Consider the following 19136-nt stretch of genomic DNA (forward strand, 5'->3'; position numbering starts at 1 on the left):
TTGCTTTTCAGAACTTCATTGAGGCTGCTTCCGGATTAAGGTCACGACAAAATCAAATTGTGAATCGGTATGCATCAGCAAATCATTTATGGTTACGGGCACGTCGTAATCCGGCAGTGTGCCGCGCCCTTTCTGCTTTGGTTCAGGCACGGCATTGTTGTAATAAACCAGCGGTGTTGTTACCTGTATGCCTGACTTGGGGAGTCCAAGGGTAATAAAACTACCCCCATTGCCCCCTTCATAGGCACCGCCGGATTCCGTACCGATAAAAACGCCCACTTTATTGGCATGGGCAACCGCCAGAAACTCCGACGCTGTCGAGGCACTTTCGCCATTCATGAGCACATAAACCTGTCCCCTGAACCGATTTGGTTTAGGAGCATACCGTTTGGGGGTTCGACCCGTCGAATCAATGCCGCTGTCTTGTTTGAGCGTAAACGTACCGTCATGTTCAGCGGTCAACTCATTTTTTATATTTTTCCGGTTGGCTTCGGAGAGATCCGAAAAGACAAGAAACTCGCTCCCGGTGGTGCCATCGCTGATACTGTGTTGGCGTTTGTAATAGGGTACCGCCGAATCCGTCTTCATCAGATACGTGAGCAACTCAATCCCCTGACTGTCCCACCCACCCGTATTGCCTCTGACATCAACGATCAAGTGCTGAATTCGTTGCTTTTCCATTTTAGCCAGGCTTTTATCCATAAATGTCCGAAAGACGGTCACGGCTTCAGTACTGTTTCTGGCCCCCTCGCCCCCAAAGCCATCGAATCGAAGAATAGCAGTGTTTGCCAGTGTATCAGGGAAAGACAAGCGCCAGGGGTGTTTCTGCTTTTTGTTGACATACCAGGCGACTATTTGCTTATTGATGGGATTTTTGATCATTTGCCGAAGCGACATGCGGTATGGTTGCGCCGGCGTATTCACCTCAATCGTATCGCCCGTCAGGCTGCGGAATCTGAGCAAAAATGTATCCGGCTGGCCGACGAACCAATAATAGAACAAGTTGAAAAGTTCACCCCGCATCTGACTCTTTGACGATTGGATATAGCCATCGGCCCAGTGGTGTCGGTCCATTTGCCGCCGGATATCGTCCATCGGCTGGCCGTTGATGCTAAGTAGCTCGAAGCCGGGTTTGATGGTTTGGTCGGTCGTACCGTTCATCAGGACGAAGAAGCGTTGTTGAGTGGTCCAGATAAAAAATGGATTGGTTTTCAGTACTTTATTGAACTTATTGCGCCAGTTTTTCTCTGGTAATGCATGCGTATGTGCGCAGCGAATGTCGGCCATGAGGGCTTCAACGGTGCGGTAAAAATCGTAGAACGGAAGTGGCTTGGTCAGCGTACCGGCAAGGCTGTCCAGTTTTGCCTGCATGATGGCTTTGGGCGTGTAGCGGTACAAACCCGGATGCGTTTCTTCGAGCAGCCTGCGGAGGTAACCGAAGTCGGTCTGCATGTCGGAGGGTTGCAGGGTTCTGGTTTTTAGTGAGTCGATGGCTGGCTGGGCGTGGCCACCCAACGAAAACAGGAATGAAAGGAAAAGGCAACCGATAGTTTTCATGGTGCATTGATTTTAGGCCAAAACAGGCCATAATCAATGCAGTAGTCCACTCAAATCCAGATTTGAGCAGTGATTTTCAGGATTCCGTGGCCTGATGCCCGATATACTGTTTAGGCGACTGACCCGTTGCCTGCCGGAAGGCCCGTTGAAAGGTAGCCTGTGAGTTGAACCCGCACTCGAAGGCAATACCGGTTAGGGTCAGATGCTGGTTGGCGGGGTTGGTCAACTGCCGCTTGACAGCCTCAATCCGGTAGTCGTTGACAAACGCATTGAAGCTTTTCCGGAGGTGCTGATTCAAGACAAAAGACACTGTCTTTGATGGCAGCTGCACGTGCCGCCCAACCTTGTCAACGGTCAGTTCCGGGTCGAGGTAGAGTTTGTCCGTTTGCATGGCATGTGTCAACAGGCTAATGGCCTTGTCAACGGTTTCGGCGGGGATAACCGTGGCATTGGCTTTGAAAGGAGCCTCTTCGACCGGGCTATACCGGGCATGCAGATAACCTTTCAGCCCCAGCCAGTAAATTAAAACGGCAATGGGAATATAAATCGGGTACCAGCCAAACTGATCCAGCCAGGCCGACCGGGTATCCGGAATAATGTAGGGTACCAGGTGCACGAGCCATACGACCTGAAAACCCAAAAAAATGTTGATAAACTGCCAGAGCCATCGCAGCGTCTGGGCCTGAGTACCTGTTTTCTGGTCTTCATTGGCTTGTTTGTACTGGTTGAGCCAGCGTCTTGTCAGAATAAGATAAGTAGTTACAGAGAGCCAGCGTGGAATATCAGCGTAGGTGTCATATTCATTCATGACATGTCCCCAGAGCGGGCCATCCGATGCCGGAACCAGGCCAAGAAGCAATCCCCCCAGAAAAATCCAGCCAATTAGTTTGGCACCCCAATCCACCACAACGGGGTAAAAATGCCGCCGTTGCCGACGACCCAGCCGAAAAGCCGGGTCCAGCATGGCTTTCGTGTAAAAGTAAATAAGCGGCCCCAGCGGCATGGCCATGATGAGGGGCAGGAAATCCAACGCGAAGATTACCCAGCGATTAGAAAGAGGTACGGCTATGGCCAGGCTCATCAGCGCCAGCAAACCGATCAGCGCACCCAGCAGCCGATTCGAAAGCCGGTGTCCTTTTGGGGTTGTCCATAACAACGTCGACAGGATAAATCCCTGTAAAGCACCCAGCAGTAAAATCAGGTCGAACGGAGAGATGGTCATAGACAAACGTGCGTTTACTTAGTCTAGTCGACAACCTGCGCCACATTTGGGTTCAGGTTGGTCGGGTTAACGTCAAAATAAATACAATGCCCTATCAATTCGACCATTGAGCGAGGAGGATTTTCGCTCATCTACTTAGTTGGTTGTCTTACAAGGATATATGAAATAAATTACACCTTCCGTTCGTAAAGTTTTTCAAAAAGAGCGTGCAACCTTTTTGTATCTTTCCACATCATTTCGCTGTTAAACCACTTTATCCATTCCTATGGAATCGGCATTTCCTTCTTCGTTTGAATCCGGTCGGGAGCAAACGGCTGCTCGCTCCGGTAGCTGGCGGCTGGGTATACCTACTTACGTTTACGCCGTTGTTTTTTCGTCCCTTTGTGTACTCATAGGCCTGCTCTGGGATATTATGTGGCACATGAGTATCGGGCGCGATGGGCTACTGGCTCCACCCCACGTGGTTATTTATGTAGGTGCTATTGTATCGGGGCTGTTTTCGGCTTACCAGATTTTAAGCCTTACATTAACAAAAAACCATCCCGGCCGCGCACAGGCCGTTCCCTTCTGGGGTGTCTTCTATGGTCCGCTAGGCGCGATGTTCTGTGTGTGGGGCGCATTGGCCATGCTTACATCGGCTCCGTTCGATGATTGGTGGCACAACACCTACGGGCTCGACGTTCAGATCCTGACACCCCCGCATACGATTCTGGCTATCGGCATCATGACGGTGCAGTTTGGCGCAATTGTGGGCGTACTGGCCCTGCAAAACAAATACCGAAATCCGGTACAATCACTTCAAGAGTCTACAGAAGCGGCTCAGCGGGGTATCCGACTCAAGTGGCTGTTTGCTATTTCGGCCGGGTTGCTGCTAACAATGCTATACACGCTGCTTTCGGAGTCGCTGGGTATGCGCGAATCGCACGAGTCCGGCTTTTACGCGACGGCCGCCATCATTCTGCCCTTCTATCTGCTGGCCGTTGGTCGGGCTTCGCTCTTGCGCTGGCCCATTACCACCATTGCGGCCATCTACATGCTCAGCATGCTGATTCCGAGCTGGGTCTTGCAGAACTTCCCGGCAACACCCCGTCTTGGCCCGGTTCTGAATCCCATCACGCACTATCAGCCATTTGTATTCCCGCTGGTATTGATTATTCCGGGCCTTGTTCTCGACTGGCTCATGCATCGGTTCGAAGCCCCGGCAGGAGGCAAACGCAAGATGAACGACTGGGTATTGTCGGTTGTCTATGCCGTTGGATTTATGCTTGTTTTACTCGCCGTTCAATGGCCGTTTGGCGAATTTCTGCTGACGTCGCCGTACGCCCAGAACGGCATTTTCCTTTCGTATTCCTGGACCTACGACAGTTCCCCCGATTGGGAGTATCGCCACGCGTTTGCACCCTGGAACATACAGTCGGCTGCCGATTTCAGCATTGGCTTCGCGAAAGCACTGGTATATGCTACCCTCTCAACGCGTATTGGCTTGCTGTGGGGTAACTGGATGAAACGGGTCGTTCGATAAGCCACATTATAAGTATAAAGAAATCAGGCACATGCAAGCCCAAACCTATAAAAGGCAAAGTCGAATAAAGTGGTTTATTATTCTTTATTCATTCATCCTGGCATTCGGTCATTCACTTATTGTATCTGCCCACGTGGGCAGTTCGGGTGTAATTGTGCAGAAACAGGCGGGTAAATACCAGTTGTTGATCAGTGTGCAACCGCCGGATGTTGTACCCGGAACGGCTAAAGTTACGGTGTATGTAGAGCAGGGGCGGGTGAACAGCATTGGTGCACGCCCCATCTACTTCCGCTCGGGCAATAAAGGTGCCCCCACGCACGATGAACTGGTCCTGATGGCCGATAACCGCTACGAAGCCGATTTATGGCTGATGGGTTCCGGCTCATCCAGCATCGAACTCACAATCGACGGCCCTGATGGCAAACAGCAGGTTGTTGTACCCGTTATGGCCATTGCCACAGCTTTACGCGACATGCCTGCCGAAACAGGCTGGGGGCTGGCTGCTATGGGGCTGTTGCTGGTGGTCATGCTGGTCACCATCATTGGGGCCAGTAATTCGGATGGCGTAGTGCTGCCGGGGCAACCCGCTCCGCCTAAACTCGGTCGTCGGCGATTGGTTGGTATGGGGGCTGGTCTGGTTGCCATCGCGCTGATCCTGACGGGCTGGCGAACCTGGTGGAACAGCACGGCTGAGGAGTACAGGAACCAGCAGTTGTACAAGCCCGCGCCCATCCAAGCCTCGGTCCGCGTAGCCGATGCACAGCGGGTGCTATCGATTCAATTCGATACGACCGGTTCCGGCAAAGATCGTCGGCAACGCCGGATGGTAAGCTACATACTGCCCGACCACGGCAAACTGATGCACGCGTTTCTGGTGCGTATGCCGGGGCTGGATGCCTTTGCACACCTCCATCCTAACCGGCGGGATACGTTGAATTTCGAAGCGGCCCTGCCAGCTCTGCCGGGGGGTAAATACCTGCTTTACGCCGATGTCGTTTATCGAAATGGTTTTGCCGAAACGCTGACGGATACCGTCGACGTACCTTCGCTTAAAATCCCGGCGGAGTCGGCAGTCGCTGCCAAGTCTACGGATCCGGACGATAGCTGGCTCCTAACCGAGCCGATGGGTGTGAAAGCGGGGGCCGTCAACGTACCGCACCTGGATAACGACATGGTGGTTTGTGGAAAACCGGGTGCCAGCATGAAGCTGGACGATGGCTCTTCCATGCTCTGGATGGACAAGCCGGGCGCGGTACTGGAGGCCGGTAAGTTATACACCCTGAAATTTGCCGTTGCCGATGCTCAGGGAAAAGCAACAGTTCTGGAGCCCTATCTGGGTATGGCCGGACACGCGGCTATTCTGCGTTCTGATGGCTCCGTGTATATTCACCTTCATCCGGTGGGTACCTACTCTATGGCCGCAGAAGAGTCCCTGTCCAGTCGAATCGCTGATACATCCCGGACATTTCGTTACCCGGATGCCGTTCGTTTCCGCGACAGCATTGATGCCTATGTCAATAAGCTGAAGACATTGCCTGAAGCCGATAAAAATAAAGTACTATCCGCATCTATGTCGGGTATGAGTCATTCCATGAAAACGAACAACATGGTTGAGTTTCCGTATGCTTTTCCAAGGGCTGGTCACTACCGCATCTGGGTACAGGTAAAACGGAATGGCCGGGTTTTAACGGGGGTATTCGATACGCAGGTTAAAGAGCCTTTACTCTAAAAAGTGGTCCTAACTCGTTCAGAATCAGTTTTTGGGCGAGTTAGGGTAAAATTTTATAGATTTTTTTTGGGCAGAGGACTTGACAAGCGTCAAAAAACGCCTACCTTTGCATCCACAATTCGCCGATTGGCAGGCGAAGTTGATAATGCGAAAGTAGCTCAGCTGGTAGAGCGCGACCTTGCCAAGGTCGAGGTCGCGGGTTCGAACCCCGTCTTTCGCTCCACAAAAAGGCACCGAAACCGGTGCTTTTTTTGTAAAGACCGCTTCGCTTTAGTGAAGCATGGAATGCCGGGATGGTGGAATTGGTAGACACGCCGGACTTAAAATCCTGTGGGCCTCAAGCCCGTGCGGGTTCGACTCCCGCTCCTGGTACAAAAACAGAAAAGCCGCTGATAGTCAGCGGCTTTTCTGTTTTTGTACCGGCTGTTTTCTATAAGATAGATACGTTGTCCAGTCCGCCGGTATCTTCTCTTGCTTTAAACTCTCCCCGTATCCGTACCTCGGTTAGGTTGCTTAAAACACGCTCAATATCTGCTTTCGTCGCTTTTTTGTGATTGATCTCCCATCCACTGAACTCATTCAATGGGATACGATAGCTCGTCCAGGTGATGCCGGGGTTATAGGCCGTATTAAACGTGAGCTTGTCTTTTCCGTCCGTCAGGATAACATCATCGGCGTCGTACTGACTGGCAATGCTCGACTGCATGAGATCAAACCGCAGTACTTTCCCGTATCCCTTTTGTACCTTTTGGGTAAAGCCGGGTGAGGCAATGAAGTACCAGGCCGTTTCGAGTCGGTCGATGGCATAGATGTATCCATCCGGGTTACCGCCATGAGCACTATAATGCGGTGCCGTACTTTCCGCAATGTCCGAAACACGCCAGCCCTGATCACCTCCATCAAAAGTGTCTATGTTAGACGGGGGCGGACTCTGCTCACTGAAACGGACACAGTTTACCAGCAAGACCGGTGAAAAACCAATTAAAAAAGTGAGGATAAGAGCTATGGACTTGCCCGGCTTCACTGACATTGTAACAAATGAAGAATTTTCTATATAGTCAAATATAGTAACTTTTAGTTTTCTATAAATATAATTTGTTAATAAATGTAAAAAGCCAGACTCAACTTGGTCTGGCTTTTCTTTTACTTAACCTTATAGATAAACAGTCTTACTAAGGCTGGTTAGACCATGCGCTGGAATCGGTATCCGATCAGTCACGAAAATTAAGGACTGAACAGGGGAGGTGTTTGCGGTTAGAATCCATATCGGGCACCGAGTTGAAACTGGTACGGGTTGCCGCTTAAGCCAGATACCCCCGCGTTAGTGTTGACTGCGTATTTATAGTTGTTTGTGGCAGGATCGAAGCCCGCTCTGGACAACAGCGTAGTGGCACCTAGCGCGTGGTTAATACCCCAAGACTTATTGATCAGGTTAGCGGTGTTGAACAAGTCGCCGGACAGTTCGAGGTACTGCTTTTTGAACGTTTTAACTTTATAAGTCAGGCGCAGGTCAACCGTTCCGTAAAAAGGATTCACCCCGCCATTCCGTTCGGCAACTTTCCCGAAGCTATTACGGATGTAATCTTTCGCGCTTTTTTCGACGTTGGGGTTGTTCAGAATGGCATTGATACCGTCTCGCAGATACTGGGGCGTTTCGGGGCTATTAGGGTCGAAAACAAAAGCCAGATCGTTTGTTTCCACGAAATCGCCGTTGATGTTGCCATTCACAATCATTGAATAGCGGGTACCGCTTAACCCTGAAAACCGGAAGCCCAAATTGAACCCGTAGAAGGTAGGCGTATTCCCGTAAACCACAATTTTATTCTGGAAATGGTTATCGGAGTAGTTCATCTGATTCAGGATGCGGGGATCGCCAGCCGTATACTGAACCAATGTTGCCGTGTTGGCTACGTTGCCGTTGTAAGACGTATTGTCTTTCGTCTGGTTCCAGGTGTATGAAGCCGCAATTTCGCCATCCCGGAAATACCGGTAGTTGGCATCCACAACAACGGCCGCCTGATTTACTTTACCCAGACTTTCCAGTTCGAGCACGCGGCCTACTTCGGTCGTTTTACGGCCAAGGGTCCAGTTCTGTGAGCCATTAGACGTTAAAATCGATGAGGCAGGGACGTAAACAGGGCGGTTGGCCTCCTGCGATAAGGTGAAAAAAGGCTGATCGACCATGTTCTTATCGATATACGTGTAGTTGTTCCGGGCAAATGACATATATCCCGCAACGCTCATCCTGAAATTGGGGCTGAAGAAGTGGCTGTACGACCCATTGAGCTTATAAACGGTAGGGACTTTGGCGTCCTTGCCATTCATGTTGATGGTGTACAGTTTCGGCACGTTAGGGTTATTCACCAGATCCAGGCCCGGAGCAGCGGCCGGATTGGCACGGTAGGCCGGGAAGTTTGGCGCAGGCACCAGATTACCGGTTACATCAATGCTGGCAATGTGGCTACCGTCAAACAGCATGTTGTTGATCATCGAATAGGGGTTCAGGGCCGAGCCCAGAATGCCACCACCTAACCGAACAATATCTTTTCCATCCTGACGAACATCCCAGGTGAGCTGCACCCGTGGCTGTATCTGAAGGGTAGCCAGCTTGTTGTCGGTGCGCAAGCCCAGCGTGTTGAAGACGGTCTGGTTAAAATTCGGTTTGGTCAGGTAATCGGTATAATCGATACGAATACCCCCCGTCACGTTCAGACCCGGTGCCACCGTCGTTTGCGCCTGTGCGTAGACGGTCGGAATAAGCACGTTGAATTTAACATTGGGCGTGTTGCTCAGGTACACATCCCGTGTGAACCGATACGGAGCCAGGTTGTTGAACGCGTCCAGGCCGGTATACCAGAAACGGCCGTTGGTTTCACTTCCGTAAATGGAGTTCTGGTTGCTGAACGTCACACCGGCGCCAAAGGTGAAGTTGAATTTATTGGTATTTACGTACAGGTTGTCAACCAACTGAACGAGGTTATTATTGAAATAGTCTCCGCCGTAGCGCTGGCCGCCCAACTGGATACTCGTAAACAGCGTCTTGGTCGAATCCGTTGGGTTTACAGAGGCCACATTGGCCACCGTTGCCCGTGGGATATTGGCTTCCGGCAATTGCGGATTGGCGTACATTTTATTGTACTCCCAAAAGTGCTGAAGTTTCAGTTCATTGGTCACTTTCGGACTGATGGTTGTCCGCAACGAAGCCAGCAGGCTGTTATTGGAACTCTTGCGAGTGCTGTACACCTCATACATGTTGATGGCTGTATTATCGCCGTCCGACTGGTTGTCCAGATCATAGATGTAGTTATCACGGATCGTCAGGAGGTTCTTCGCATTGATTTGCCAGTCGATACGGGCAAAAAGGGCCTGCGTATTTTTAAAACGCGTAAACTGACCAAACTGCGGAGCGCTGCCCACCCCATACTTGCTGCGGGCAATACTCAGAAACTTGTCTTCGGTGGCCTGGGTCACGTTGTAGCGCAGGACATCGGCCGTCGATTGAATCGGGGCGATCAGCAGCGGTTGGGTGCTGGCCTGACGGTCCCAGGCGACAAAAAAGTGCAGTTTATCTTTGATGATGGGGCCACCCAGCGAAAAGCCGTACTGCGCCGTGTTAAAGGGAAGGTTTCTTTTCTGCTGATTTAAGCCGTAGGGGCTCGACAGCCAGTTGGTGCGCAGGAAGGTGAAGGCGCTGCCGCTCAGTTTGTTGGTTCCCGACTTCGTTACGGTACTGATGGTACCTCCACCGGCATTGCCGTAGGTGACGTCATACTGGTTGGTTACCACCTGAAACTCCCGAACGGCCTCCATCGTAATCGAATAAGCCCCCGTAGGCTGTCCACCGGCAATGGTGCTGCGGGCGGCCATGCCATCGATGGTAAAATTAGTGGCCGAACCCAACTGCCCGCCCAGACTATTGCCGGTGCTCAATGGCGACAGGTCGGCCAGGGTTGAAAAGTTTCGCCCGTTTACCGGCAGCCGGTTGATGTCTTTGGCCGTAATAGCGGTTGCCGTGCCTATATTTTCGATCTTGTTAGTCAGCGATGTTGACGTAATCACGACCGTTTCCAGCTCCTGGGTGTTCTCGACCATTTTGAAGGATACCTGCAAGAGATCACCCTGGTTGAGCGCAAAGCCGGTTTGTGACTGAGTCGCCATACCGACGAACTGAACCGTTATGGAATAAGGGGCTCCGAGGGGCAACTCCTTCAGCCGGAATTCACCTTTCTCATTGGATACGGTATTCGCCTTGAAGCCGGTAGATTCATTTTTGACCTGGACGGTAGCCATCTCCAGTGGTTTGCCAGCCTGATCGATTATTTTTCCGGAGATGCCCGCCAGATTAGTTTGGGCGTTTGAAAGATGAGTTATAAAAAGAAAAAGTATAAAAAAAAGCTTTGAAAAGTTAACCATTGCTTGGGGATTTGGGTACCTGCAAATATCCCCAGCCAATATTGCCCAGTTATGACGTGTGCGTTATCATACTTTGAACAAATGCGTGTCTGATGAGTCACAGCCGTCACTTACCAGTAATTTGACAACTCTCGCCGGAACACCCGCTACGACGGTATTTGCGGGTACATCCCGACTCACCACGGCCCCGGCAGCTACAACGGCATTCTCCCCCACAGTAACGCCGGGCAAAATCGTAGCGCCCGCACCAAGCCAGGCATTGCGTTTGATCACGATCGGTCGGGGAATCAGCGTAGTGCGGTCTGCCGGGTCCAGCGGGTGATTCTCGGAGGTTAGGTTGACGCGTGGGCCAACCTGAACGTCATCCTCAATGGTGATGCCCCCAATGTCCAGAAAGGAGCAGGCATGATTAATAAAGATATTTTTGCCAAGCCGAATGAACCGGCCAAAGTTGGTGTGAAAGGGCGGGAAGATCGTTGTCGACTCGTCAATCTCGGTACCGATGATGGTACTTAACTGACGGCGTACCTGATCAACGTCCGTTGCCGTAGCATTCATCTGGACGCATAATCGGATGGCGCGGCCAACGACTTCGCCAAATTTGCTGTACTCCGGATCGTCTTTTCGTAAAAGTTCGCCAGCCTGTAGCCGTTGAAAAATATCGGTATTGTGAGATTGACTCGTCATTCGCTGTAGTTTTATTGTCCTTAAATTGGGTTGCGCTTCCGGCTGAAAGCGATACAGGTACTTTCTGCCGGAAGTGAACGATCGTTACTCGGGCGTAATTCGCAGCAGGGCATCCGGGGCATTGGTGAGTACATAAAGAGCCCCGTCCGGGCCGATCTTTAAATCCCGTACTCGCCCATAGCCTTTCAGCAGCACTTCCTGTTTGAGCACTTTATCGCCGTCGATCACCAGGCGTCGGATTTCTTCAAATTTGAGCGCTGTGACCAGCAAATTGTTTTTCCAGCGCGGAAATCGCTGACCGGTTACGAAGGCAATGGCACTGACGGCGATCGAGGGCGTCCAGTAGGTAATTGGCTGCTCCATGCCATCCCGCTGTGTTTCTGTGGTGATAATGCTGCCGTTGTAGTCAATGCCATAGGTGATGACCGGCCACCCGTAATTGGCGCCCTTCTTCAGAATATTCAGTTCGTCACCGCCCTGCGGCCCGTGTTCGCTGGCGTAGATCACGCCCGTTACCGGGTGCTGCGCCAGTCCCTGTGCGTTGCGATTCCCCCAACTGTAAATAGCCTGTAAGGTGTTCGCTTTGCCGTAGAGGGGATTGTCTTTCGGGATAGTCCCGTCGGGATTGATGCGATAGATTTTACCGGAAGGTCTCGATAAAATCTGGGCGTCATTGGCGCGGTTCATATCGCCAATGGTAAAATACAGATACCCCTGTTTATCGAACAGAAACCGACAACCCCACCGTGTTCCGCCGGTCACCAGGAGCGAGTCGTGGACCTGAAACAAGGTCTGCTCCTCTACCCACTGATGCTCCCGAACCTTACCACGGACAATTTTGGTCATTCCCGCCGTTTTTTTGTCCGGGCTATTTTGCGGATTGTGGCTGAAACCGATGTAAATCCATCCGTTTGTTTTGTAGGCCGGGTCGAGCGCCAGATCCATCATGCCGCCAACCAGATCCGTGCCGTAGGTTTTGGGCAGGCCGGTAATTTTCTGAGGGTCCAGCTTACCGTTAGTCAGTGCGTAAAGCTCTCCGTTTTTGCCGGTAATCAACGCCTGGTTCGCGTCGACAAACTCAATTCCCCAGGGGCTTTCCAAGCCTTCCGTGACCAGTTTTTCGATCCTGAGTTTGTACAGTTCGGTATCGACGCGAAGAGGTAAGTCGGACTTTTTTACCAGCTCCGGGGAGGATTGCACATTAAGAATGAAGTCGGTGACGGCCTCAATCTCCTTTGCCGAAAGAACGCCCTCGAATTTGATCATCTCGGTCGATGGAATCCCATTTCGAATCGTTTTCAACAGAGAAGTACGGTCGCCACCGTGTTTCCATTCTTTTTTGATGAGCGCTGGTCCCGCGCTGCCCTGCAACTGGGCACCGTGGCAACCGGCACAGTAGGTTTTATAAACGACCTGACCGTTTTGCGCTACCGACTGACCAATACCCGCCAACAACAGAACAACGCTGACAAACAATCTACCACGCAATGACATAACCGTTAACGACGTATTCATTATTTATCCGATTAGGGCTGAAGCTTTTTCTGATTGGCAATTTACACGCCGGGCGTCAGTTCTTTCAGCCCGGCCGCCCTGTCATTTTCAGACATTGGTGAACGCTGGGCGGATGGCTGGAAGTCGGGTCGATTTCCAGCTATATTCAAACAGCCCGCAGCAGCTTGTCCGGCGTAATGGGCAAGTCACGAACGCGCTGGCCTGTAGCGTTGAAAACGGCGTTCGCAACGGCTGCGGCAAATCCGATCAGAGCAATCTCGCCCATGCCTTTGGCGCCCATCGGATTGATGATCGGGTCAGGCTTGTCGATCATGATCGTTTCAATGGCCGGCACATCGGCGTGAACTGCTACGTGATAATCGGCCAGGTTGTTGTTGACGAAGCGGCCGAAGCGGTGGTCGATGACCGCTTCTTCGGTCAGGGCCATGCCGATGCCGCCCGCTACTCCGCCAATCATCTGACTGGCGGCCGTTTTGGGACTCACGATACGGCCCGAATCGGCCACGCTCACGGCTTTAGCCACGCGCACGACCCCCGTTAGCGGGTTGACACGTACCTGCACGAAATGAACCGAAAAGGAGTACATTGAATACTTTGCGTGTTCCGGTCCACCCTTCGAGTCTTTCGTTTTGTCGATCACCGTCAGTTTATTTGCCTGCATCAGCTCGCTGACGGCTACCTTTTTCCCCGGCTCTTTTTCGACGGAAAGTATACCATCGGCCATCGTTAATTCACTGGCCTGTCGGCCAGCCAATGGGCCACCCGCTTTGAGGGCCAGTTCCATCAGCTCATTTTTAACGCTCGTGCAGGCATCGAACACCGCCGACCCCACCGCCGAGACAATGGCTGAACCACCCTGTGTGGGCGCTTTGGGCAAGGATGTATCGCCATACTCGACCTTAATGCGATTCATGGGTACGCCCAGTACGTTGTGCGCGATCATGGTCAGGGCCGTTCCGGTGCCGGGTCCAATGTCGGTCACGGCACTTTGAATAGTTAGTGATCCATCGGCTTTCAGCAGGGCACGGGCACTGGCCTCCCAACGGAACGCATTGAACGTACCGGTGCTCATGCCATAGCCTACCAGCCAGTCGCCCTCCCGCGTACTACCCGGCTGGAGTTTGCGGTTGTTCCAGCCAATGGCCTCGGCCCCGCGCTGATACGCTTCTTTCAGGTGTTTGCTCGAATAGGGGCGGTTGCGTTCCGGGTCGGTTTCGGTGTAATTGCGGAGCCGGAATTCGATGGGGTCGAGGTTCAGCTTATGGGCCATCTCGTCCATCGCTGATTCCAGTGCAAAGGCGCCCGTGGCTTCGCCGGGACCCCGCATCCAAATCGGTACGCTCCGGTCGAGTCGTACAATGCGGTAGCGGGTGCTCACGTTGGGGCAGGCATACAGAAACTTCGTCATGTTGACGGTGGCTTCGGTGAAGTCCTCATAACTGGCCGTTTCGGCGGTAGCCGCGTGGGCAAGCCCAATTAGTTTGCCGTCCTGATCGGCACCCATGTTGATCGTTTGTACCGTATAGGGCCGGTGGCCAACCAGGGTAAACATCTGACTCCGGTTTACCACCAGCTTTATAGGCCGGTTGATTTTTCGGGCAATAGCGACGACCGCCGTTTCCTGCGGCCAGGTACGTAAACCCATACCAAAACCGCCCCCCATGAACTCCGTATGTACATGGATGTTCTTTGGGTCGATCTTGAACGCTTCGGCCATTGCCTGCTGTGTCGCATTTACGCCCTGCGTTTTGGCGTAGATCATCAACGAGTTTGCTCCCGTCCAGTGAGCCAGAATACCGTGCAGCTCCATTGGATTATGGACTTCTACCGGAATCGTGTAGTTCGCTTCCAGCGTAACCGGAGCCGTTTTGTAGCCGTCGGCTGTGCCCCGCACGTAGTTGCCTCCCTCTTCGCCCCTGGGCGCGACACCTTCTGACAGGTGCTTCTGTAAGTCGGTGCGGGCCGGTTGCTTGGTGTAGGTCGCTTTGACGAGTGAGGCCGCGTAGGTGGCTCGCTCAAAACTGTCGGCAACGACCATAGCGATGGGTTGCCCGTCAAACAAAATTTTAGGACTGCTCAGTATTCGGTAGGTCTCCTCGGTTTTCGGTTTGGGGGCCGGGCCGTCGGCTTCACCGCCAACGGGGGCGTCCCAGCCCGGAATAGGCGGCATGTTCTGGTGCGTAAATACGCCCAGCACACCTGGTGCGCTCAGCGCTTTTTTTGTGTCCAGACTGGCAATGGTCCCCCTAGCGATCTCGCTGCCAACGATGACGCAATAGGCCATGTTAGGTACCTCAAAATCGGCGAAGTACTTGCCCCCGCCGGTCACTTTCATCCGTCCATCGATCCGATCAATGGGCGGATTTTTTAAGTCTTTGGTCATGATCAGGCGTTTTTAGTGGCGGTTTTGAGCGCGTCAACAATTGAGTTAGGGGCTAGTGTCAGCTTGAAATCATTTTCACCATAGCCCTTTGCGCCCTGCATAGCCAGTGTGGCCGCCTGTTTGAAATTGGCTTCGGTAGCGGGTTTGCCTTTTAGAAATTCCTCAGCCGCCGTTAGTCGCCACGGTTTGTGAGCAACCCCACCCATTGCCAGCCGAACATCCTGAATCGTGTTCCGTTTAATATCCAGCCCGACGCCTACTGAGACCAGGGCAAAGGCATACGACGCCCGATCCCGCACTTTCAGGTAGTGCGAATTGTCGGCAAACCGGTTCGTTGGCAAATCCACCGACATGATCAGTTCGCCGGGTTGCAGGGTATTGTCTTTCTCCGGCATGTCGCCGGGAAGCCGATGGAAATTGCTGAACGGAATGGTACGGTCGCCTTTGGGTCCCGACACGTTCACTGTCGCGTCCAGTGCTACAAGTGCAATACACATATCGCTGGGGTGAACGGCAATGCATTTTTCGGATCGACCGGATTGCCCCGTTTCGGTTCCAAAGATGGCGTGCATTCGGTTGTGTCCGCCAATGGCTCCACAACCGGACGGCCCGTTAGCACGTCCTTTATCGGGTCCGGCCTGAACCGGACTTCGCTTGTTGCAGGGCATCGACGTATCATATAAATACGGGCACCGGGTGCGCTGCATCATGTTGCCGCCCACTGTGGCCATATTCCGGAGCTGCGCCGAGGCACCCGCATTAAGGGCTTGCGACAACAGCGGAAAGTGTTTCTTCACCAGCTCGTTATCGGCCACTGTTGAGTTTTTGGCCATGGCCCCGATCCGTAAACCAGTTGCTGTTTTTTCAATCGTTGCCAGTGGCAGCTTATTGATATCGACCAGCCGTTCAGGAATGATGACCTCGCGTTTCATCAGGTCGATGAGGTTGGTGCCACCGGCCAGAAAGTACGTGCCGCTCTCTTTGGTGATCGCCGAAATGGCGGCTTTGGGGGTCGTGACCCGCGTAAACTGAAACGGATTCATACCTTGGTTCCTCCCTTTTTTACATCCATGATGGCATCGACAATGTTCGCATACGCTCCGCATCGGCAGATGTTGCCGCTCATGTATTCCCGAATCTCGTCCGGGCTATTGGCGTGCCCTTCGCGGATGCAAGCCACTGCCGACATGATCTGGCCGGGCGTGCAGTAACCACACTGAAAACCGTCGTGTTTGATAAAGGCTTCCTGCATGGGGTGTAATTGGGCAGTTGCCGGGTCGCCATTCGTGAGGCCTTCAATGGTTGTTACCTGGCAGCCTTCGGTGGTCATGGCCAGTGTCAGGCAGGCGTTAACGCGGGTACCGTCGACGTGAACCGTACAGGCTCCGCATTGGCCGTGGTCGCACCCTTTTTTGGTGCCGGTCAGGTGAAGTTGTTCGCGCAGGAGGTCGAGCAGGGTGACCCTTGGCTCAATGGACAACTGCTGCATCGTGCCGTTGATGTTGACCTGAAGCGGCATCTGCTCGAAAGCCACCGCCATTTTTTCATCAAGGCCGTGGTCAACTGCGGCTATTGCGGTTGGTGGCGTCAGTGCCAGCGCAGCCAGCGCCGAGGATTGCTTTAAAAAGTTTCGTCGGGATGAATCAGAAGAGTCTAATTCACCAAAATGTTCGTGTTCAGGCATAACGTCAGTTGGTTTAAAAACCAGTCCTGAAATCCGTAAGTCCTTTCCAAAGGATTTATGGATTTCAGGACTGGTAAAAACTATTTTCAGGCAGTCTTAAGCGATCAAAACGATCCGTATTAACCTACATTTTTCGTTAACGGCAACGGGTTCACTCCACCGCATAGGTTACTGTTACATTGCCGGAACCCAGGGCGGCAGCAAGCCCCGCCGGGTTATCGATTCGTCCCATCTTTGTATAACTGTAGGATGTAGAAAAGGATTTATAGAAAAGGACCAGCGTGTTCGATCCATACAGCATCAGGTCGCCCGTTTGGATCGTTCCGGGGTTCGATGCGTTAGTCGGCAGCGGTCCCGCGTCCGGGTCTTTTGAGAAATTGAAATACTTCTCATTACCGTTTAGGTCAAGCATGGAAACGCTCAGTGGCAACCGGGCTTTGAACGCCGTAACGGTTGGTTTATCGAGAAGCGTGGCGTTGAACGTTTGAGACCCAATCCTGATCTTTATCGTACTGCCAATGGGTTTATCGCTCATTGTAGTGTCCGTTTGTTGTGTATCGGCCGCTTTGGAAAAGGAGTTTTCGTCCGGTTTACAAGCCATGATACCTATGAAAAACAGGATGAGCGGCAGTGGGGTAGAAGCAGCCATCTTTTTCTCAATGAAGGGCGTTGTATTCTTCCTCTGTAACGGGCTGTAACCAGTCGACGGCGCCCCCTTTGCTCACGTTGGGGTTGATGGCAATGTGTGTAAACTTCCCGCTTGGGCCCGCGCCATGCCAGTGTTCCACCCCGGATGCTATAGTGACCGACTGACCTTCGTGAAAAACCTGAAGGGGCTGCCCTTTTTCCTGATAATAACCTGTGCCGTGGGTCGCCAGCAGTATCTGGCCGTTGGGATGCGTATGCCAAACCGTTTTCGCTTTTGGCTCAAAAGTGACCTGGCTGACAACACAATCGGTTTGGGCGTTGGGACCCGCTAGTGTTGTTACCCGTACGGTACCGGTAAAGTTGGCCGCAGGCCCCTGTGTTGGCGCCTGCGGGCTGATTGGTTTCGCTGACTGTGCCATAACTGGATGTGTAAGTTGTAAGAGTAACGTACCTAAAAGGAAGTAGGTGACGAATTGTCCCAACGTTCTACTTTGTGTTTTCATACGGTTGAGTTTTAAGGCAAAGCTATCCAAACCGTGTGGGCGATCTTATAGCGAAACCAGTGCATTTTTTATGAAAATCGCACTTTTGCGATAAAATATGAGTTGCCGGGATTTGGTGTATCAAAGGCTTTGTTCCGGCGTTATAGCCTGTGAGTCCGACGAATAGAGCTACTGCCCTGACACGTGTTCATCGAGAGATAAGCCCCTTACTGTTATGAAAACACGACCGCACCGGAAGATCGGTGACCCGCAGCCCATTACGATGGTGTACGATATGCCATCGCTGCTGCCCCCTGGCACAACGCCCGTAAGCAGACTGTACTATGAAGACTGGAACATAAAGATCGTTGATCGGGAGAAAAGCGGCTGCGACAACTATCTGTCGCCTAATCGGCGCGATTTCTACAAGATCATGCTCATGACCAGCGGCACCGGGCTAAAAACAATGGGCAAACATCAATATTTCATTGACGAGCGGACTATTCTTTTTTTGCACCCGAATGAAATAGTGTGCTGGCGCAACGCGAGCCCTACGGTGGGCGGAGGGATTTTCTGCATGTTTAAAAAGCGGTACCTCGATCAGCACCCTTCACTGAAACTGATCATCGATCGGTATCGGTTTTTCACCGAGAAGAAAATACTGAGGCTTTCCGAGCAATCGACCCGGATGATTCACGGTCTGTTAACTCAGATGAGGGCCGAAGCGGCCACGGGCGACCCACTAGCCGAAGAAGCCATGCAGGCCTATGTCCAGCTTATTATGGTTGAAAGTCTTAAGGGGACGGATTACGCGCCCACCGGCGAAATAACCAGCGATTACCACCATGTCTACGCATTCTTCGAACTGCTCGAAAAAGAAACGAACCTGGCCAATCTGGATAATCCGATCCGGATGCGCTCGGCCAAAGACTACGCCGAGAAACTGAACCTTAATCCGAGTTACCTGAATGGGCTGGTGAAAAAGCATACCGGGCAACCCATCAGTTCACTCATTAAAAATCGCCTGTTAGAGGAAAGTAAGGCACTACTGGTCCAGACAGACTGGACCTTACAGGCAATCAGCCAAATCATTGGCTTTGCCGACCAGCCTAATTTCAGCCAGTTTTTCAAAAAGTACGTGGGCGTAACGCCTAACGAGTTCCGGCGCTCCCCCATTTCCCCGGACTATGAAGGCGTAGCGCAGCCCGGCAAGCCCGAATTAATTGTGTTCTGAAGCGTTAAGCCTGGTTTATTGGAGAGGGTTTTCGGCGCGCTCCCAGCCATGAGGTGGGAA

At 52.3% G+C, this 19136-nt stretch carries 14 protein-coding genes and 2 tRNA genes; 5 read left to right on the top strand and 11 right to left on the bottom strand.

The window, feature by feature from the left end; genetic code table 11:
- Positions 1 to 15 precede the first annotated feature (15 nt).
- Positions 16 to 1557, bottom strand: a complete 1542-nt coding sequence (locus ACYVJM_RS20395) for a S41 family peptidase (protein WP_461150080.1) — start codon at positions 1555 to 1557, stop codon at positions 16 to 18.
- Between the two features lie 76 nt (positions 1558 to 1633).
- Entirely contained in the window at positions 1634 to 2779 is a 1146-nt protein-coding gene (locus tag ACYVJM_RS20400) for a helix-turn-helix domain-containing protein (protein ID WP_461150081.1), read from the bottom strand.
- Between the two features lie 265 nt (positions 2780 to 3044).
- Here ACYVJM_RS20400 and ACYVJM_RS20405 point away from each other — a divergent pair, with 265 nt between their 5' ends.
- The 4 genes from ACYVJM_RS20405 to ACYVJM_RS20420 all read left to right on the top strand — a co-directional run bounded on the left by ACYVJM_RS20405 (position 3045) and on the right by ACYVJM_RS20420 (position 6402).
- On the top strand, positions 3045 to 4301 hold the full coding sequence (locus ACYVJM_RS20405; RefSeq protein ID WP_461150082.1) for a hypothetical protein: 1257 nt from the start codon (positions 3045 to 3047) through the stop codon (positions 4299 to 4301).
- 31 nt (positions 4302 to 4332) lie between these two features.
- On the top strand, positions 4333 to 6030 hold the full coding sequence (locus ACYVJM_RS20410; protein ID WP_461150083.1) for a hypothetical protein: 1698 nt from the start codon (positions 4333 to 4335) through the stop codon (positions 6028 to 6030).
- A gap of 147 nt (positions 6031 to 6177) precedes the next feature.
- Positions 6178 to 6253: transfer RNA gene (locus ACYVJM_RS20415), tRNA-Gly, on the top strand.
- 64 nt (positions 6254 to 6317) lie between these two features.
- Positions 6318 to 6402: transfer RNA gene (locus ACYVJM_RS20420), tRNA-Leu, on the top strand.
- Positions 6403 to 6460: 58 nt separating this feature from the next.
- On the opposite strand, the gene ACYVJM_RS20425 is transcribed toward ACYVJM_RS20420, so the two are convergent.
- The 9 genes from ACYVJM_RS20425 to ACYVJM_RS20465 form a co-directional block, all read right to left on the bottom strand.
- Positions 6461 to 7060 (bottom strand): laminin B domain-containing protein, encoded by a 600-nt coding sequence (locus ACYVJM_RS20425; protein WP_461150084.1) that lies wholly within the window; start codon positions 7058 to 7060, stop codon positions 6461 to 6463.
- A 224-nt stretch (positions 7061 to 7284) separates the two neighbouring features.
- Positions 7285 to 10443 carry a TonB-dependent receptor gene (locus ACYVJM_RS20430; protein ID WP_461150085.1) on the bottom strand — a complete coding sequence of 1053 codons (3159 nt, stop codon included), beginning with the start codon at positions 10441 to 10443 and terminating at the stop codon, positions 7285 to 7287.
- Positions 10444 to 10509: 66 nt separating this feature from the next.
- A complete protein-coding gene (locus ACYVJM_RS20435) occupies positions 10510 to 11130 on the bottom strand; it encodes a DapH/DapD/GlmU-related protein (protein WP_461150086.1) in 621 nt (206 codons plus the stop codon).
- A gap of 84 nt (positions 11131 to 11214) precedes the next feature.
- A complete protein-coding gene (locus ACYVJM_RS20440; protein ID WP_461150087.1) occupies positions 11215 to 12645 on the bottom strand; it encodes a PQQ-dependent sugar dehydrogenase in 1431 nt (476 codons plus the stop codon).
- 145 nt (positions 12646 to 12790) lie between these two features.
- Complete coding sequence (locus ACYVJM_RS20445) at positions 12791 to 15028, bottom strand: xanthine dehydrogenase family protein molybdopterin-binding subunit (protein WP_461150088.1); 2238 nt, start codon at positions 15026 to 15028, stop codon at positions 12791 to 12793.
- Between the two features lie 2 nt (positions 15029 to 15030).
- A complete protein-coding gene (locus ACYVJM_RS20450) occupies positions 15031 to 16071 on the bottom strand; it encodes an FAD binding domain-containing protein (protein ID WP_461150089.1) in 1041 nt (346 codons plus the stop codon).
- Positions 16068 to 16712 (bottom strand): (2Fe-2S)-binding protein, encoded by a 645-nt coding sequence (locus ACYVJM_RS20455; RefSeq protein ID WP_461150090.1) that lies wholly within the window; start codon positions 16710 to 16712, stop codon positions 16068 to 16070. Before ACYVJM_RS20455 ends, ACYVJM_RS20450 begins: the two co-directional genes overlap by 4 nt.
- Positions 16713 to 16863: 151 nt before the next feature.
- Positions 16864 to 17361: a cyclophilin-like fold protein gene (locus ACYVJM_RS20460; RefSeq protein WP_461150091.1), complete on the bottom strand. Its 498-nt coding sequence runs from the start codon at positions 17359 to 17361 to the stop codon at positions 16864 to 16866.
- Positions 17362 to 17368: 7 nt separating this feature from the next.
- A complete protein-coding gene (locus ACYVJM_RS20465) occupies positions 17369 to 17779 on the bottom strand; it encodes a cupin domain-containing protein (protein ID WP_461150092.1) in 411 nt (136 codons plus the stop codon).
- A 298-nt stretch (positions 17780 to 18077) separates the two neighbouring features.
- On the opposite strand from ACYVJM_RS20465, the gene ACYVJM_RS20470 reads away from it, so the two are divergent.
- Positions 18078 to 19076 (top strand): helix-turn-helix domain-containing protein, encoded by a 999-nt coding sequence (locus ACYVJM_RS20470; RefSeq protein WP_461150093.1) that lies wholly within the window; start codon positions 18078 to 18080, stop codon positions 19074 to 19076.
- The last annotated feature ends 60 nt before the right edge of the window (positions 19077 to 19136 follow it).

The sequence above is a fragment of the Spirosoma pulveris genome (assembly GCF_054781875.1).